The 16,882-nt window shown below is 52.8% G+C and carries 17 protein-coding genes; 10 read left to right on the top strand and 7 right to left on the bottom strand.

All coding sequences use genetic code 11. The annotated features are described in order from the left end of the window. Positions 1-15: 15 nt before the first annotated feature. The 7 genes from SANT_RS05855 (at position 16) to SANT_RS05825 (ending at position 5,729) form a co-directional block, all read left to right on the top strand. Complete coding sequence (locus SANT_RS05855) at positions 16-1,215, top strand: M20 aminoacylase family protein (RefSeq protein ID WP_025421369.1); 1,200 nt, start codon at positions 16-18, stop codon at positions 1,213-1,215. A gap of 165 nt (positions 1,216-1,380) precedes the next feature. Further along, a complete protein-coding gene (locus tag SANT_RS05850) occupies positions 1,381-1,812 on the top strand; it encodes a RidA family protein (RefSeq protein WP_025421368.1) in 432 nt (143 codons plus the stop codon). 30 nt (positions 1,813-1,842) lie between these two features. Continuing rightward, complete coding sequence (locus SANT_RS05845; RefSeq protein ID WP_038668264.1) at positions 1,843-2,595, top strand: sulfite exporter TauE/SafE family protein; 753 nt, start codon at positions 1,843-1,845, stop codon at positions 2,593-2,595. 649 nt (positions 2,596-3,244) lie between these two features. Next, the gene (locus SANT_RS05840) at positions 3,245-3,520 is read left to right on the top strand and encodes a PTS sugar transporter subunit IIB (protein ID WP_025421366.1); all 276 of its coding nucleotides are present in this window, start codon (positions 3,245-3,247) and stop codon (positions 3,518-3,520) included. A gap of 10 nt (positions 3,521-3,530) precedes the next feature. Continuing rightward, positions 3,531-4,910: a PTS galactitol transporter subunit IIC gene (locus tag SANT_RS05835; protein WP_025421365.1), complete on the top strand. Its 1,380-nt coding sequence runs from the start codon at positions 3,531-3,533 to the stop codon at positions 4,908-4,910. Then, positions 4,907-5,362 carry a PTS sugar transporter subunit IIA gene (locus SANT_RS05830; RefSeq protein ID WP_025421364.1) on the top strand — a complete coding sequence of 152 codons (456 nt, stop codon included), beginning with the start codon at positions 4,907-4,909 and terminating at the stop codon, positions 5,360-5,362. Before SANT_RS05835 ends, SANT_RS05830 begins: the two co-directional genes overlap by 4 nt. A gap of 37 nt (positions 5,363-5,399) precedes the next feature. Continuing rightward, entirely contained in the window at positions 5,400-5,729 is a 330-nt protein-coding gene (locus SANT_RS05825) for a helix-turn-helix domain-containing protein (RefSeq protein ID WP_237234656.1), read from the top strand. A gap of 25 nt (positions 5,730-5,754) precedes the next feature. Here SANT_RS05825 and SANT_RS05820 read toward each other — a convergent pair whose 3' ends face one another. Beyond that, positions 5,755-6,513, bottom strand: a complete 759-nt coding sequence (locus SANT_RS05820) for an SDR family NAD(P)-dependent oxidoreductase (protein ID WP_200867277.1) — start codon at positions 6,511-6,513, stop codon at positions 5,755-5,757. A 230-nt stretch (positions 6,514-6,743) separates the two neighbouring features. Between SANT_RS05820 and SANT_RS05815 the strand changes: the two genes are divergently transcribed. Continuing rightward, a complete protein-coding gene (locus SANT_RS05815) occupies positions 6,744-7,352 on the top strand; it encodes a TetR/AcrR family transcriptional regulator (RefSeq protein WP_025421361.1) in 609 nt (202 codons plus the stop codon). A gap of 115 nt (positions 7,353-7,467) precedes the next feature. Here SANT_RS05815 and SANT_RS05810 read toward each other — a convergent pair whose 3' ends face one another. Continuing rightward, entirely contained in the window at positions 7,468-8,247 is a 780-nt protein-coding gene (locus SANT_RS05810; RefSeq protein ID WP_025421360.1) for an SDR family oxidoreductase, read from the bottom strand. 339 nt (positions 8,248-8,586) lie between these two features. Between SANT_RS05810 and SANT_RS05805 the strand changes: the two genes are divergently transcribed. After that, positions 8,587-8,937: a winged helix-turn-helix transcriptional regulator gene (locus SANT_RS05805; protein WP_025421359.1), complete on the top strand. Its 351-nt coding sequence runs from the start codon at positions 8,587-8,589 to the stop codon at positions 8,935-8,937. 490 nt (positions 8,938-9,427) lie between these two features. Here the strand turns inward: SANT_RS05805 and SANT_RS05800 are convergent, their stop codons facing one another. The 3 genes from SANT_RS05800 to SANT_RS05790 form a co-directional block, all read right to left on the bottom strand. Next, positions 9,428-9,916, bottom strand: a complete 489-nt coding sequence (locus SANT_RS05800) for a cupin domain-containing protein (protein ID WP_237234655.1) — start codon at positions 9,914-9,916, stop codon at positions 9,428-9,430. 265 nt (positions 9,917-10,181) lie between these two features. Next, positions 10,182-11,444 (bottom strand): O-antigen ligase family protein, encoded by a 1,263-nt coding sequence (locus tag SANT_RS23255; protein WP_038668262.1) that lies wholly within the window; start codon positions 11,442-11,444, stop codon positions 10,182-10,184. A gap of 13 nt (positions 11,445-11,457) precedes the next feature. Beyond that, on the bottom strand, positions 11,458-12,351 hold the full coding sequence (locus SANT_RS05790; protein WP_025421356.1) for a glycosyltransferase family 2 protein: 894 nt from the start codon (positions 12,349-12,351) through the stop codon (positions 11,458-11,460). A gap of 923 nt (positions 12,352-13,274) precedes the next feature. Here SANT_RS05790 and SANT_RS05785 point away from each other — a divergent pair. Continuing rightward, the gene (locus tag SANT_RS05785) at positions 13,275-13,610 is read left to right on the top strand and encodes a hypothetical protein (RefSeq protein ID WP_025421355.1); all 336 of its coding nucleotides are present in this window, start codon (positions 13,275-13,277) and stop codon (positions 13,608-13,610) included. A gap of 265 nt (positions 13,611-13,875) precedes the next feature. Here SANT_RS05785 and SANT_RS24840 read toward each other — a convergent pair whose 3' ends face one another. After that, the gene (locus tag SANT_RS24840) at positions 13,876-14,358 is read right to left on the bottom strand and encodes a site-specific integrase (RefSeq protein WP_335328937.1); all 483 of its coding nucleotides are present in this window, start codon (positions 14,356-14,358) and stop codon (positions 13,876-13,878) included. Between the two features lie 910 nt (positions 14,359-15,268). Beyond that, a complete protein-coding gene (gene guaA, locus SANT_RS05775) occupies positions 15,269-16,846 on the bottom strand; it encodes a glutamine-hydrolyzing GMP synthase (RefSeq protein ID WP_025421352.1) in 1,578 nt (525 codons plus the stop codon). Positions 16,847-16,882: the final 36 nt, after the last annotated feature.

Below are 16,882 nucleotides of genomic sequence, written 5' to 3'. Positions count from 1 at the left end.
AGGAAGGATTATAGAATGAAGACACCTTTTCACGGCGTCCAGCTTGCCGACCTTGCGCCCTGGCACGCCGAACTGACCGCCCTGCGGCGCCGGTTCCACCAGCACCCGGAGCTGGCGTTTGCAGAGCATCATACCGCCGCCACGATTGCACAATTGCTCGACGAATATGGCTATGACGTCACCACCGGCGTCGCGGGCACGGGGGTTGTCGGCACATTGCGGCTCGGGGACGCCGACCGCGCCATCGGGCTACGCGCGGATATGGATGCCCTGCCCATAAATGAAGAAAACACCTTCGACTATCAGAGCCGCCAGCCCGGTATCATGCACGCCTGCGGCCATGACGGCCATATGACGATGCTTCTGGGCGCGGCGCGTTATCTGGCCATTACGCGCCGCTTTAACGGCACCCTAAATGTCATTTTTCAACCGGCGGAAGAGCGCGGCTTCGACAGCGGTGGGCAAAGAATGGTCGACGAAGGCCTATTTGAGCGTTTCCCGTGCGACGCCGTTTTCGCCATGCATAATCACCCCGGCAGCCCCTGCGGACGACTGATGAGCCGGCGCGGCCCGTTTATGGCCGCCGGCGACCGGGTGTTCATTACCGTGCGCGGCGTAGGCGGCCATGCGGCGCGGCCGCACCTGGCGCAGGATCCCGTGGTAGGCGCCGCCAGTATCATCATGGCGCTACAAACGGTGGTGGCGCGAAATGTCCCCCCGGATAAAACGGCGGTGGTCACCATTGGCATGCTGCACGGCGGCAAAGCGCTGAATGTGATCCCCGCTGAAGTGCAACTGGGGCTGAGCGTTCGTAGCTTCGATCCGGCCATTCGCGCGCTGCTGCGCCAACGCATTACCGACATTGTGCAGTTGCAGTCCGCCAGCCTGGGACTGAGCGCCGAGATTAAGTATGTCGAGGGTTATCCGGTGGTCTGCAACAGCGAGGCGGAAACCACTCTGGCGCTACAGGTGGCCGCGGAATTGGTGGGCGAGGACAATGTGGACGGCGACATGGCTAGGCTGACCGGAAGTGAGGATTTCGCCTACCTGCTCCAGGCACGCCCCGGCTGCCTGATACGCATCGGCAACGGTGAAGCACAAGCCAATAAGATGTTGCACAACCCGGGCTATGACTTTAACGATAATAATCTAGTTACCGGTGCCGCCTACTGGTCACGGCTGGTCGAGCGATACTTGCCGCCGCGCGCGTCCTGATCCCGGCCGCGGCCCGGCCGGCGCTGGCCGAAGGGGTCGCGCCGGGCACGCTGCCGGCGCGCTATGCCGCGCTGACGCCTGACGCCTGACGCCGGTGGCCGGTGGCCGGTGGCCGGTGGCCGAGCATGTTGTCCCCTGTTGTCTGACGAACCAATAAGGTTGATTATGACTGAAACATCGCACGTTGCGTTACAGTGCATCACCGCCCCGGACGTGCCGCCGCCGGCCGGCCACTACTCCCATGCGGTAAGAACGGGCAATTGGGTATTCGTGTCGGGCGTATTGCCGGTGACGGTGACGCCCGAGGCGGATTTCGCCGCGCAGACCGAGGCGGCTCTGCGCCAGTGCCAGCAGATACTGGCGGCAGCGGGATGCGGCTGGCCGCAGGTGGCGCAATGTACCGCTTATATCGTCGGGATTACCCATTGGCCCGTGTTCAATCAATGCTACGCGCACTTTCTTCAGCACCACAAGCCGGCCCGGGCGGTGGTGCCCGTGCCGGCGCTGCATCACGGTTATTTGATTGAGATCCAACTGACGGCGGTAGTTACTTCGCCCCAGTCGCCCCCGCTGGCGGAACGCCACAGGGAGAGTTAAGTCCGCAGTTGAAATGGATCAAATGCAGCTATGATTGTGTCTGAATTGTTGTGCTGTCTTATTCTGGGCGTTGGGCTGGGAATATGCGGCGGTATGCTGGGCATCGGCGGCGGCTTGATCGCTATCCCGGTGTTAAGCCTGTTGTTCCACATGGATCAGCTGCTTGCCCAAGGTACCGCGCTGATTATGGTAACGCCCAATGTGCTGATCGGGTTTCTGCGCTACCGCCAACGCAACCATATCGATTTGCGGCAAACCTTCAAACTTTGTCTGTTCGCTACCGTATCCGCCTGGTTCGCCGCGCAAATGGCGTCGGCCATGCCCGTTGACGGATTGCAAAAGGCGTTTGCCGCGTTTTTGCTGCTGCTTGCGGCCTATTACCTTTGGCAGTGGTTCGACAGCCGCCGCCATCCGGTCGCCGCCGCCGTTCTGTCCGCCCGGTTTTTACCGCTGCTCGGCATTGCGAGCGGGTTTATGTCGGGCATTTTCACCGTTGGCGGCGGGTTGGTGGTAGTGCCGGCGCTGGTGTCGCTGTTCGGCTTTAGCCAGACGCAGGCGCAGGGGATCGCCCTGGCGTTGGTCGTCCCCGGGGCCCTGGCGGCGCTGTTTTCCTACGCGCAAGCCGGCAACGCGGATTGGAGCATCGGACTGCCGCTGGCGCTGGGCGGCATCGTCAGCGTCTCCTGGGGCGTGGCCCTGGCACACAAGCTGCCCGTGATGTGGCTAAAATTTGCCTTTTGTCTGGTGCTGATCGGCGTGGCGATCGCGATGCTGGCGGCCTGAGCATGGCGCGGTAACGACGAGGCGATAGACGCCGCTATAGCGACGCCAACCCTACTGCCCCGCAACGGCGCCGCCGACCCTACCGACCCAGCAACGGCGCCCCCAACCCTACTGACCCAGCAGCGGTGCCGCCGACCCTACTGCCCCACAACGGCGTCGCCGACCCTGCTGCCCCACAACGGCGCCCCCAACCCTACTGCCCCACAACGGCGACGGCGACCCTACCAACCCAGCAACGTGACATCGACCCTACTGCGCCACAACGGCGTCGCCGACCCTGCTGCCCCGGCAGCGGCGACGGCGACCCTACCAACCCAGCAACGTGACATCGACCCTACTGCCCCAGCAGCGGTGACATCGATCCTATGTCCCAGCAGTGGCAATCACGCAAATTCCGCTTTACAGTTACACAGACCCCGGGCAGCCTTTGCTAATCTCGACGATCGCGCTCAGGACGCGCTCGCTTTTAAAAATATATTATAATCAATAAATTAAAATAAAAATAATCTCGTTGATTCTTTCCGTAGACACCGTTTATCTCCTGACTTATCAAACAAGGGATATTTAGTGTGTAAAATTACACAGTGATCACATTTCATTTGCATTGAAAGTGTTTTAATCAGTTCACCTTCTTTAATGAGAACTGACTATGAAACACATGATGATCTGTTGTGGCGCCGGCGTAGCGACCAGTACCGTCGCGCTAAAAAAACTGGAAACCTATCTGGCGGCGGAAGGGTTGCTTGACAAGGTGAGAATTTCGCAAGGCACGGTGGCCGAAGCCGCCACGCGCAGCGACCTGGATTTTATCGTCTCAACCTCGCCCGCCAAAGTGGCGGTGCCGGTGATTAATGCGCTGCCGCTGTTGACCGGCATGGGCACCGATAAGGTATTCGAGAGCGTTAAAGCCCAAATCCTGGGCTGAGGATCCCGCCATGTTTATTATCGACTACATCATCAGCACCGGCGCATCGGTGATGATGCCGCTTATCTTTATTGTGCTGGGTCTCATTTTGCGCCTGCGGATATCGCAAGCCATCAAGGCCGGCCTGATGGTGGGTATTGGCTTTATCGGTCTGAGTATCACCGTCAATTTGATGATTGATTCCCTCACGCCGGTCAGCCATGCCATCGTCAACCGTTTCGGTCTCAACCTGACCGTGCTGGATATGGGATGGCCCGCCGCCGCCGCGGTGGCGATGGGTACTCGGGTGGGCGCCCTGGTGATCCCGGTGTGCGTCGCGCTGAATGTCTTAATGCTGTACACCAAAACCACGCGCATCCTGAACGTCGATATTTGGAACCTCTGGCACCACGCCTTTGCCGGCTCGCTGGTGGCCATTATCACCGATAATCTGTGGCTGGGGCTGTTCGCGGCGGTGCTCAACTGTGCCATCACGATGGTTATCGCCGATCGCACCAGTAAAGATGTGGAAAAATATCTCAGCCTACCGGGCATTTCCGTTCCCCATGGCTTCTCTGCCTCGTTCGTTCCCGCCGCCTGGTTGGTGAACTTTGTGGTGGATCGCATCCCTTACGTGCGCGACATCAAAATCGATACCGAGGTGATCCAGCGCCGCCTGTCCGTCCTGGGGGATCCGGCTTCCCTCGGAGCCATCATCGGCGGCGTGCTGGCAATTATCGCCGGCGTGGAGGTGAAAGCAATTTTACAAACCGCAATTACCATGGCCGCGGTCATGACCATCATTCCGCGAATGGCGAAAATGCTGATGGAGGGCGTCTATCCCATCAGCGAACGCATCCAGGAAATCGCCCAGGCGCGCGCCGGCTCTTTCGGGCAGATATCTATTGGCCTAGACTCCGCGGTCAGCGTCGGCCACCCGGTTACGCTGTCGGTATCGATGGTGATGATACCGATTATGCTGGTGCTGGCGGCGATCATTCCCGGCAATGAATTCCTGCCCTTCGCCTCGCTCACCGGTTTGCCGTTCGCCTTTGTGCTCGTGACCGCCGTTTGTCGCGGCGATATGTTCCGCACGCTGCTAACCGGTCTGTTGACCTTAAGTCTGGCGCTATTAATCGGTACTAACCTGGCGCCGCTGGTGACCAGCACCGCCGTCAGCACCGGTTTCTCGCTGCCCAACGGCGCCTCCAGCATCAGCAGCGTTGACTATGCCGGCGCCATGCTGCCCTGGGCGATGATTCAAGGATTTAAATTCAAGGTGGTGGGCGTTGTGGTCCTCACCGTGATAACCCTGCTGCTGGCGCTATGGAATCGGCGCAAGATTTTGCAAGAAGCCCGGGAGCTGGCGCAGGCGCAGCAGGCTGAAACCCATGTGGAGAACGCATCATGATGTTTAGCGAACGCCGCGTCATCGTGGTTGACCAGCCAATCAGCCGGGAGCAATTACTGACGCTGCTGGCGGATAGCCTGCTCGCTGATGGCCTGGTCAAAGACAGCTTTCTTGGCGGCGTACTGGCGCGCGAGCGGGAATACCCCACCGGCATCGATATGGAAACCCATGCCATCGCCATTCCGCATACCGAATATGAGCATGTCAATAAAACCGGTTTCGCGGTTGCCATCAACCGCGCCGGTGTGGCGTTCCAGCGCACCGACGCCCCGGAGCAACAGGTTAAACCGGCGATCGTGGTGCTGATGGCCATCGATCCAACCTGCGAGAAAGTCGCGATTATCCAATCGCTGTTCGCCCTGCTGGCGGATGTTGATGCAGTGAACAAAATCAGCGAATACTCACCGGCAGAGATAGCGAAAACATTCTCGCAGGCCATCACAACTCGTTAGAATGGGAGACGGTCAAAGCGCAAAGGGGAAGACGGCGGTGAATAAAGCCATGTTGAGGGTAAGCCAGGTGATCGACATCGCCATGGTGAGCCGCAAAACCGTTTACAATGCCATCAACAGCGGGCGGTTGAAATATCAACTGGTGTTCCAGAACAATCGTCAGGTGCGGATGTTCCATCAGGACGATGTACTGGACGCCTTCCCCAAAGCCAACCGTGCCGCGCTGGAAGTGCAGGCGCTACAGCAGGAAGTCGAGCGCCTGAAATTCGCGTTATCCGAACTGCAAAAAGCCGTTGAGGCCATGGATCCACCGGCACGGACGGAAATGACCGAGGCGCGTTTCACGCCCAAAACGCCGGCGAAATAGGCACCGTTCTCCGGCTAACCTCCGATCAGGCGGTGAATCCGCCGTTCACCTCAATCACCGAGCCGGTAATGAAGCCCGCTTCCGGCCCCGCCAGGAACACAATCGTCGCCGTCACCTCTTCAAGGGTTGCATAACGCGGTATCGCAAAGGTTTCCAGCAACCCAGGCGGCAGTTTGCCTTGTGAATTCGCCGCCATATCGGTATCCATGACCCCTGCCTGCACCACATTGACGGTAATCTTGCGCGCACCGAGATCGCGCGCGGCGCCCCGGCTATAAGCAACGATGGCGGCCTTACTCGCCGCGTAGTCCGTGGTCCCCGCAAAAGCGACGCGCGTACCCAGGCCAGATCCGACCGAAATTATCCGCCCCCCTTCGGGTAACACTTTGACCGCGGCGCGGAGGGTAGCGATAACGCCATGGGTATTGATCGCCCATTGCCTATCCATCGCGGCGTTGTCGATCGCCGGATCGTCTATCTTATGGCCCTGCCAGGCCACGGCGGCATTGTTGACCAGTATGTCGAGTTGACCGAACCGATCCACAACCTGCTGGATCAGCCGCATCGGCGCTGCCGGGTCCCCCTGGTCCGCCTGAAACGCTGCGGCCCGAACCCCGCTTTTTTGCAGCTTAGCCACCACGGCTGCCGCCTTATCCGCGGATGCGACATAACTTATGGCAACATCTGCGCCCTGAGCCGCCAACGCGGCCGCGGTGGCGGCTCCCAACCCGCGTGAACCGCCGGTAATCAAGGCTACTTTGCCGGAAAGCGTGTTATTCATCATCAAACCCCTAAGTTTTACCCTGCCTGATAGAAAGGGAAATGGAATGCACTACAAAACCGGCAGCCACCCCCTATCCCGATCGTTTTTTGGAAATTGGGGCGATCGCTTTCGCCGAGTTTGGTTTACAGTAAATAGAATATCGATCGTTACTGTATCGAACGGTAGGTTATTGTACAAACGGCGTCAAGCGTTTTATAATGACCATTACTGAATTAAATGATGGGCAGGTTGTGGGAAGACATAAACAGTTCGATGAAGGCGAGGCGCTTGACGCGGCGTTGGCCGTTTTCTGGCAAAAAAGTTATGAAGGCGCCTCGTTTGACGATTTGACCAAGGCCACGGGCGTCGCCCGTCCCGGCCTTTACGCTGCGTTTGGCAATAAGGCATCGCTGTTTGGCAAGGCCCTTGACCTTTATCAAACAAAATATATGTGCTTCATGACGCAAGCGTTGGATGCGCCTACCTCATTGAAGGTGGTGGAACATATGCTGCGCGGTGCCCTAGCGCTCCATACCCTCGACGCCGCACACCCGGGTTGCCTGGGCATTAATGGCGCCCTCGCCTGTTCGGATGACGCCGAAGCCATTCGTCGCGAACTGGTACGCCGGCGCGAGTTGGCGCAAGCATTACTGGCCCAACGTTTTGAGCGGGCGCAGGCGGAGGATGATTTGCCGGCGTGGGTGAACCCCGCACATTCGGCATCCTACGTTATGGCCGTTTCGCAGGGTATGGCGGTGCAGGCGAAGGCCGGCGCGTCGAAGGACGCGTTGGCGGGACTGGTCGATCACGTGCTCAGCACCTGGCCAACTTCTAAGGGGGAGCGCGGCGAGCAGCGCTAGAGCAAGCGCGTCTGCCCTCGATGGTCGCGACATCGCGGCACGCCCGGCGTGCGGCCGCGCGCCTACCGCCGACCCTCCGTTAACACCGCCCTGGCCATCATACTTTTCACGCCCGTTAGGCCGTGGGGATTGTGCCCCCGTCAATCACGTATTCTGTACCGGAAATTGCCGCCGCCAGGGGTGATGCCAGGAACGCAATAAGATGGGCAACCTCGGCAGGCGTCGAGGGCCGCCCGAGCGGAATGCCGCCGAGGGCGTTCATGATGATGCGTTTTCCCCCTTCGTAGTCGGTCTCCGCCTGCTGCGCAAGCCGTTCGGCTAGGGCCACGGCGGCCTCGGTTTCAATCCACACCGGCGCCACACGTACCACCCGAACGCCTTGCGGCGTCACTTCTTTTGACAAACTCTTGCTGTAGGTCGATAGCGCGGCTTTAGCGGCGGCATAGGCCGTGGTCGATTCGGGTAAAGGCAACGCACGCTGGACTGAGGTCACGTGAATGATAACCCCCTTCTTTTGCGCCAACATCGCAGGCAGCAGCGCGCGATCCAGCCGTACGGCGGGCAGGAGGTTGAGGTTCAGCTCACGCTGCCACGCCTCCTCACCCAGCGCCGCGAATCCCCCTGCTGGCGCTGACGAACCGCCTAAGACATGCACAATGACGTCCACGCCCCCAAGGTGGCTACCGACGGCCCTGGCTACGGCATCACAGCCTTCATAGGTGGTCAAATCGGCGGCGACAAAAAATTCCGCCGGCGTATCGTCCGGCCGATGACGCGCGCTAGTGAGCACCCTGGCACCCAGTTGTTGCATGAGTTGAACCACCGCCATGCCTACGCCTTTGGTCCCCGAGGTCACCAGGACGCGCTGACCTTGTAGTTGCAAATCCCATTTCATCGGCGGTACAACCTTCGCGACCACCCGGTCCCCTCGCCCCGGCCGCCCTACATTCCGAGGGGCAACACGGTAGGGGTAGGCCTGCTGCGCCGCTGGCCGCCAAGACGAGATAGCGTCGCGGCCTTGATCGGCCTGTCGCTCATCCGAAACGGCAGCATTAGGCGCAGAACAGGCGGTCAAACGGGTAATTTCCGCATCATTGTTCACGGTAAAGGAGGTCTTAAATGCTTCGGGTAATGAACACGTCATGGTCGTTTCTAATTATTGATTGCCGTGCGATTATTTTCTTCATAAGCTAACCAATTATCAAGAACGCACCTAAAAGTAAGTAACCTACCTATGAGAAAGATCTATACACCGGCGACCGCGGCCAATGGGGTGGAACACGTGCTCAAGCTTTTAGAGGGGAGATGGAAACTCATCATACTGTTCCACCTGTTTGACGGGAAAGTGCAGCGTTATTCCGACCTGGAAAAACTGATCCCCGGTATTTCACAGAAGATGCTTGCCCAGCAATTGCGGCAATTGGAAGCGGATGGCATCGTGGCACGCAAAATTTATCCGCAAGTTCCCCCCAAGGTCGAATACCGCCTGACACCCTGGGGCCAGGCATTATGCCCGGCGTTAGACGCCATGCTTAAATGGGCAGAGCAGAAGGATGATTTCCCTTCGTCGGCGCCCGCCAGCTAAAACGCACCAAAGTTCGCCAGCGAATCGGGGCCAAAACGCCAACAGCCGCAGAGCGAAACATCAGGGTTACAACGAGGCGAGAAAGCCGTTGTTTACGCCGCAGCCTCCTAGCCGCTGCGGCGAAATCACCCCCCAGCGCGTTGTGGTGTCCGCAAAACGATGAGCACAACGGTCGTCCTTGCTGCGGCATAACCAGGGCAAAAGGAGGGACGCTGTGCGCTACGGGCCCGCGCCGATAGGCGTCAAGTCAACCCCTCAACGGCGGTGAAATACCGGGTCATAACGAGAATCTTCACATTTTGCCCAGCGGCTACGGCGGTTAATGCCCGAGACCCGGCGCGGGTGAAACGGTTAACCTGGCAAGCCAGCGGCGCCACGACGCTTAAAATGTTACCGCATGCGGTGAAGCCGTAGCGTTTCAATTACGCGCTTAATGGAAAGAGCGCTAACGGAACATGCCCGCAGGGAAAACACGCCTATTGTGGCGCAGTTATCCGGCCGGTTTCGATAAAGGGAGCCCTTTTTGCCCCGCATAGAACACCACAAGGGTGACGCCTTCTTTGCCGGTGTAACCGCGATGCGCGCTGTCGACCATCTCTGACACCACGTCTCCGGCCTTAAGCGTGCGTTTTTCGCCATTCGCTTTTTTTTCAACGGTCAAAGCCCCTTTTAGCACATAGGCTGCATTGGGAATCGGGTGTTCATGCCAGGGGAGACTGGTATTGGGCGCTACGGTAATTTTGAGAACGGAAAGTTGCGGTGTGCCTTTAGGGTATGCCTGGTATGCAACGCCATCCCAAGACTTTTCCGTCTCAAGCAGTTTTTCGACGTTAATACCCCCATCCTTATTGCTTTCATGTGCCTGGATTAAAAAAGGGATGATGAGAAAAGTAGAGCATATACAAATAGATAAAGTACGATTGACGCGTCGCATACGAGATCCTTTCTCTATTTCGGCCGGTGGGTGGTCAAAAACCATACCATCTCCATCACGACAGGGGAAGACAGGTGTGGGGCCTGCCCGCCCCTTCTTTTGAGTGGCAACACCGCCTACGGGGCCTAAAAAAATTTTCGCTTAATGAACTTCTGTATATATTGTGATTGATTAAATGTTGTTTTCTCGTCAAGTCTTGCGAGTCACCAATTATTATTATCATTACAAAATTCATTGAATGCTGTTTTAACTCCGCAATTTTTCACATTACGGAGTTTTTAAATTACAATGGCATCTATAAAGACAATTTTCAATCTTTTATGGCATTGCCAGGTTCATTGCATGCTAACCTGGAGGTGATCAGAAGTAAAGAGAATACCACCACATATTCTATTGAAGTTAAAATAACATCAGTTAAACCATAAAGCAAAGCAGTCAAAGATAACAGTGAGATTGGATTGTAGAGAAAGTTTTTTCCGAGACTATTGCTAAATATTAGCGTGTAATAAAAAAAACCTAAAATATAAATACCAAATATTCCAAACAAAGAGCCAGTCTGAATGATTTCATTATGTAAGTGAACATTTAAATATCTGAGTGCATCGGAATTTTGATTTTTTTCAGAATGCAGAAAATCCACTATTTTTTCGTTTCTAAAGGCTTGTGTTTCACCTAACGGTGCATTGATGAATGCCATGACGCCAACACGCCACATAGTAAATCTGGCACCTAATGAAGTTTTGTCATTACCCTGTTGGTAAAGTGAAAATTCTTGCGATGTTCTATTATAACGTAATGAAATTAAATCCCAATTAGTGTAGATGATCGATGCCAAGGTCAGAATGATAAATACCAAGGGGATTGATTTTAATTTTTTATATTTAAATACAACATGTAAGATCAGCATGCTTACAGCCAATGTATGGATGACCATTGCAGATCTCGTTTCGGTAAGGAAGATCACATATATCGACAAAAGTCCTGAAGTAAAAATAAAATATTGTTTTTTTAGGCTTAATCTATCACATAAGGTGACAGTCATCAATACTAACGATAATGCGCTATATTGATATGCTGCGCCTGTGGCTCGATTCATAGCAAAAACTATGCGATCTGATGTCTCGATATATTGCCATATACCATAAATACTTGCGATGATAAATGCACTCAATAGAGAAAATATACAATATCGGCGTATGAGTGCGCGTTGAGCACTATCGTGATTATATAACCATACAGCATACCAGCTAATTACCGCAGCCACAAACCAGCGCTTACCTGGTGTGAATAACGTTCCCTGAGCATTATAAGATACCATTTCACACAATAATGACCAGATGGTGTATAAAATCGACATTAGTAAAACAGGGAGTATAATTTTACAAGCCAAAAGTGAAGATAGACATTCTCTAAAGTTAATCGCAATACCTAGAAAACCCAAATAACCACAGAGATAGAAAGAAACTCTACTAATTTTTTCGTCGATAAAAGCTAACGGTAAGATAACAAAAAAAGAACAGAAAAATAAGATAGCGATATATCTTTTCATTGACTCTTTATTTCCTTGACCCATAAAAACACTCCAACTATATTATTCCACTCACCTTCAATCTTAAATATTTTTTCTTATCACTGAATCTAACAAATGGTGATAAAATGAACCTCACCATTGATATTTTTTGGCACACATCGATGAGAAGTTTGATAGATTCTTCATGAAAATACTCAGGAGGCAATTTTCTAAGTTCATTTATTGCGCTACAATAGGCAATTGATCCTTGTCTGTTTAGCATCTGGATCTTTATTTTCTCTAAGTTCATTCTTTCAACAATCTGCTTAGCACTTATACTGTGAGTCAAGCTATTTTCTCTTTTTAGATAGCTATAAAATCCACTTTTGGAAAAGAAAACATTATTAATCATAGGTATGGCTTTAAGCAAAGTGTATTCATCCTCATAGAATTTTTTCTCCTCTATCCCGATTTGTTTTAGTAATGCCGTCTGATAAAATTTACCTGCAAAATGCCCCTGTATTTTCTTTCCTTTCAAGTACATTTTTATAAAATCTTTCTTTGGTATATTTTGCGGAATGTTGAATTTTTTTATATTCCTTCCCTCAATTGGGGTAACAAGCAAGTCAAAATCTTTCATTCTTAGAAAAACAAGTATATTTTTTAAAAAATCCCCATAAAATGTATCATCACCGTCAAGGATAGTAAAATACTTCCCTTGACATTGATTTAATGCATATTGTCTTACTCTTCCTATGTTCTTAAACTCAACGCGGAAATAGTGGATCTGTGAATATTTCGTAGAGTATTCTTTCATAATTTTGGGAGAAGCATCACAAGATGAATCATCAACTAATATTATTTCATAATCATGCTCATGTTTCATTGCTGCTAACGCGCTATCCAAACATGTAGATATATAATCTTCCAGGTTATGAACGGCAATAACAATAGATAAAGAAATAGTCATTACGTTATCCCTACGTTAATTCTGTGTTTTCCCTTTCGTAATCTCAATGGCCCCTGGCCATTTATTTACAAGACTAAAAAGTTAAGCGTAACGCAAAGTTATACCTAAAAGTGAGAATCCGTTACTCATCGTTTTATGTGCTTCATAATCTAATGCAAAAGACAACTATTATATAAATACACTTCAATATATTGTTATCCCTTCAACGTAGTTACCTGTCAGAGATGTCATTAGGCTTACTTCGACCCTATCGTGATAGTTGATTGCAATATCAGAAAAAAATCAATAAGGGTTTGATAGTATCATAACAATGCGGATTATAGGACGCGTAGACAAAAGGAATTTAGTTTCAGGGAAATTGATTCAGACTCTTATTGAATGGTACAACGGTAACTTTGCTTTTTCCTATACCTATTTTCAGCTTCAGGATTATCAATGTCATTCGCTCTAAGCAGATGCATTTAGCGGCCCGGTAACCATGGGCGGGAATCAGTCGTGGGTAGCGTTCCCTGGGGTGCATGTTGATGACAGCACATCAGCGGCTCGGTTTCTACTGTGCATAAGTCAGTAAATCCGAGCGCGACGAAGGCATGGAGCGGCTTGTCAATGCGTCTATAGCCGATATGATCGGGGGCAGTAAAGGAGGCAGTGACGGACTGCACAGTCCTCGCGCCGGAGCTGGGAGAACCGGCGGGGCGAGGAACGCCCCCCGCTGTTAAACCGGTTGCCCTAATGATGCGTTACCTATGCCGACGGGTTACCCCTATAGGCGGGGTGGTTCCCGCCCCATGGATGGGATACGGCACAAAGGGAAAAGCCGCAATAATAAATGGGGTTACGTTCATCGGCATTGAGAAATACCTGAGCCACTTGTTACGGCAGCAGCCAGAATTTCGCATTCAGAAAAGTAATGGGAGTTCAGTATGTTAATGGGGCCATCGATCAGCAGCCAGCACTATTTAGACCACGATAAAGTCATCGATAAAGCGCACTTATTCCGAGTATTCATTGTCATGGTATACCTCGTGGTGCTACGTGGACGGCAGTATACCATGCTTATGGATGGGTACCACAATTATGCTGCTGCCAGGTTGGCCGGCGTTAAATGCATATACCAACTCATCGTCAAAAAACTGATAAAAATTTTTAGCGGCATGACGGCGCGAGAAAGTAAGAAATTCCTTATTAATAACCTGACGGATAACGAGAATCATTACGTCGAGGACAGCGAAATAGTGCGGAAATTATTTATGCCATAACTTTTCAGATAAAATTCGTTTATCAATTAATTCTGATTCAAAAAAAAAAGAAAGGACCAATAGCCAAATTATCTCTGTTGAAAAAATGGCACTTTTGGGAGGAAGGAAATGAAAATACTATTATCCAATTCGCTAAGGTCCCATAAAAGCGTTATTCAAATCCTGAAGCATTACCGCCCACCATTTTGTTGGCAAGAAAATAAATGAACCTGCAGACCAATGTTAGTGATGCAGCGTAGTATGGCTTTTTTTTTCATGACGTTATTTATTTATCTACCATGTTAGCCCATTGCTGGAGCATATCCCGGCGCTGGGCGGCCCTTTCCTCCTTGTTGTAGACGGCACGGACGCCGCGCTGCTCATGCGCCAGCTGCTTTTCGATCCAATCACTGTTAAATCCCGCCTCATGTAACAGCGTGCTGGCCGTGCGGCGCAGATCATGCACTGTAAAATGTTCGAATTCCTCCCCCCGCTGCTGAATAAAGTTTACTGTTTCGCTTATTACACGGTTAAGTGAGGAATTGGAAATGTGTTTTCTGATATCGTATCGACCCGGCAGGATATAGTCACTGCCGCCGACGCAAACCTGCAACCCGATCATGATGTCCATGGCCTGCCTGGAAAGATAAATGTTGTGTTCTCGACTTGCCTTCATGCGATGAACGGAAATCGTCCAGACGGCTTTATCGGAATCACTCTCTCTCCACTCCGCTTGTGTCAATTCGCTTTTGCGAACCAGTGTTATCAAAACGAAGTGGATCGCGAGCTTTAGTGTCGCGGATGCCCCTGTCTCTTTGCAAGCCAGGAAGAAAAGTTAATTTTATGCGGCTTCAACGCTCTTTCCCGCGCCTCGAACGTGGCTATTGAAGAGGCTTTAACATACTCGGCGGGATTGACGACATCAAGACCGTGATCGATTGCGTATGTGACACACTGCCGACGATTTCCCTGACCTGTAAAGCGGCGGCTTTCGCGCCCCGTCTTCAACAAGCTTATAGCATCTCGCTCGCAGCCATGCGGGGTTGACCTCATGCATGAGGCGGTTACCAAAAACTGGCAGTATGTTTCTATCAATGACTGCCTGCTTCATCGCTCAAGTACTGTCTGCCAAACGTACGTTTTTCATCTATGCGACGGTATAATCGCTAAACCTTATTGCTCCTTTAACGATCCTTTACCGTCACGCTTGGCGGTAGCCGGCGCCACGCCTAGGCTGACCTGCTTTTAGACGGTATGCAATTTTTCCCTTGCTTCAGCTAATGTAATACCGTCAGGACCGTACTACCCTTGGGTCACTATTTCCCTACGACCATTGATACGCTAGTCATAGCGAAAGGTCACGGTTCCGCTGGGCGTGCCGGCAAAATAGAGGCCATCACGAACTATGACTTTGTAGCGCTTTTCGCGAGGTTTAACCTTTTTAACTTGGTGTCGGTAAGCATCTGCGTTAACCTTTCTATACCGTCAGGGGATGCCAACGGTGTACGGTATTTTGTCTCCGCAGAATACTACCTAAAGGGTAATACCGACAAAAGTACCGTCAGAAAAACGTTGCTCTAGCCGATAGATATAAAGTGATATCAAAGAAAACCCCTTGTAAAAACAAGGGGTTGAGTATATAGATCAATAGATATAAAAGGATAAATTGGGCCTATTCGTCATTCCCACTCTATCGTCGCCGGCGGTTTGCCGGAAATGTCATACACTACCCGGGAAATGCCGTCGATCTCATTGATGATGCGGTTGGAAACGCGCCCCAGGAATTCATACGGCAGATGCGCCCAATGGGCGGTCATAAAGTCGATGGTTTCCACCGCGCGCAGCGACACCACCCAGTCGTACTTGCGGCCGTCGCCCATCACGCCGACGGAGCGCACGGGCAAAAAGACCGTGAAGGCCTGGCTGACTTTGTTGTACAGATCCGCCTTGTGCAGCTCTTCGATAAAGATCGCGTCGGCGCGGCGCAGCAGATCGCAATACTCTTTCTTCACCTCGCCCAGCACGCGCACGCCCAAACCCGGTCCGGGGAACGGATGACGATAAAGCATATCGTAAGGCAGGCCGAGTTCCAGGCCTATCTTGCGCACTTCATCCTTGAACAGCTCTTTCAACGGTTCCACCAGGCCCATTTTCATCTCTTTCGGCAGGCCGCCGACATTATGGTGCGACTTGATGACGTGCGCTTTACCGGTGGCGGAGGCGGCGGACTCGATAACATCGGGGTAAATGGTGCCCTGCGCCAGCCATTTTACCTCGGTGAGGCTCAGCGCCTGTTCGTCAAACACCTCAACAAATACCCGGCCGATGGTTTTGCGTTTAGTTTCTGGATCGTCGATGCCGGCCAGCGCGGAGAGAAAGCGGTTTTCCGCCGGCACATGGATAATGTTCAGGCCGTAGTGATCGCCGAACATGTCCATCACTTGACTGGCTTCATTGAGGCGCAGCAGGCCGTTATCGACGAACACGCAGGTCAATCGATCGCCGATGGCCCGATGCAGCAGCATCGCGGTCACCGAAGAGTCCACGCCGCCGGATAAGCCGAGGATAACCCGATCGTCGCCGACCTGCTGGCGAATGCGCGTCACCGCATCTTCGATAATCTTGGCCGGCGTCCACAGCGGGTCGCATTGGCAAATATCGAGCACGAAGCGCTCCAGCATGCGCTGTCCCTGGCGGGTATGGGTGACTTCGGGGTGGAATTGCACACCGTAAAACCGTTTTTCTTCATTGGCCATAATGGCGAACGGGCAGGTTTCGGTGCTGGCGACGGTGACAAAATCCGCCGGAATGGCGGTAACCTTGTCGCCATGGCTCATCCAGACATCCAGCAGCGGCGCGCCGCCGGTGCCGATGTCGTCCTGGATGTCGCGCACCAGCAAACTGTCGGTCAACACTTCTACCTGGGCATAACCAAATTCGCGCTGGGAAGAGCCCTGCACTTTACCGCCGAGCTGCATCGCCATGGTTTGCATGCCGTAGCAAACGCCCAGCACCGGCACGCCCGCTTGAAACACATAGTCCGGCGCGCGCGGGCTGTCTTGCTCGGTGGTGCTTTCCGGGCCGCCGGAAAGGATAATACCGCTGGGATGGAATTCGCGTATTTGCGCTTCGGTTACATCCCATGCCCAAAGTTCGCAATAGACGCCAAGCTCACGTACCCGGCGGGCCACCAGTTGGGTATATTGCGAGCCGAAGTCCAGAATCAGAATGCGGTGTTTATGGATATTTTCTGTCATTGATGGCGTATTCCGAGAGCGTATAGCAAAAAAAGG

This window comes from Sodalis praecaptivus (assembly GCF_000517425.1).
In the GTDB taxonomy this organism is placed as follows: Bacteria; Pseudomonadota; Gammaproteobacteria; order Enterobacterales; family Enterobacteriaceae; genus Sodalis_A; species Sodalis_A praecaptivus.
Note: the sequence above shows the minus strand (reverse complement) of the source record. Positions and strands in the feature narration are given on the sequence as shown.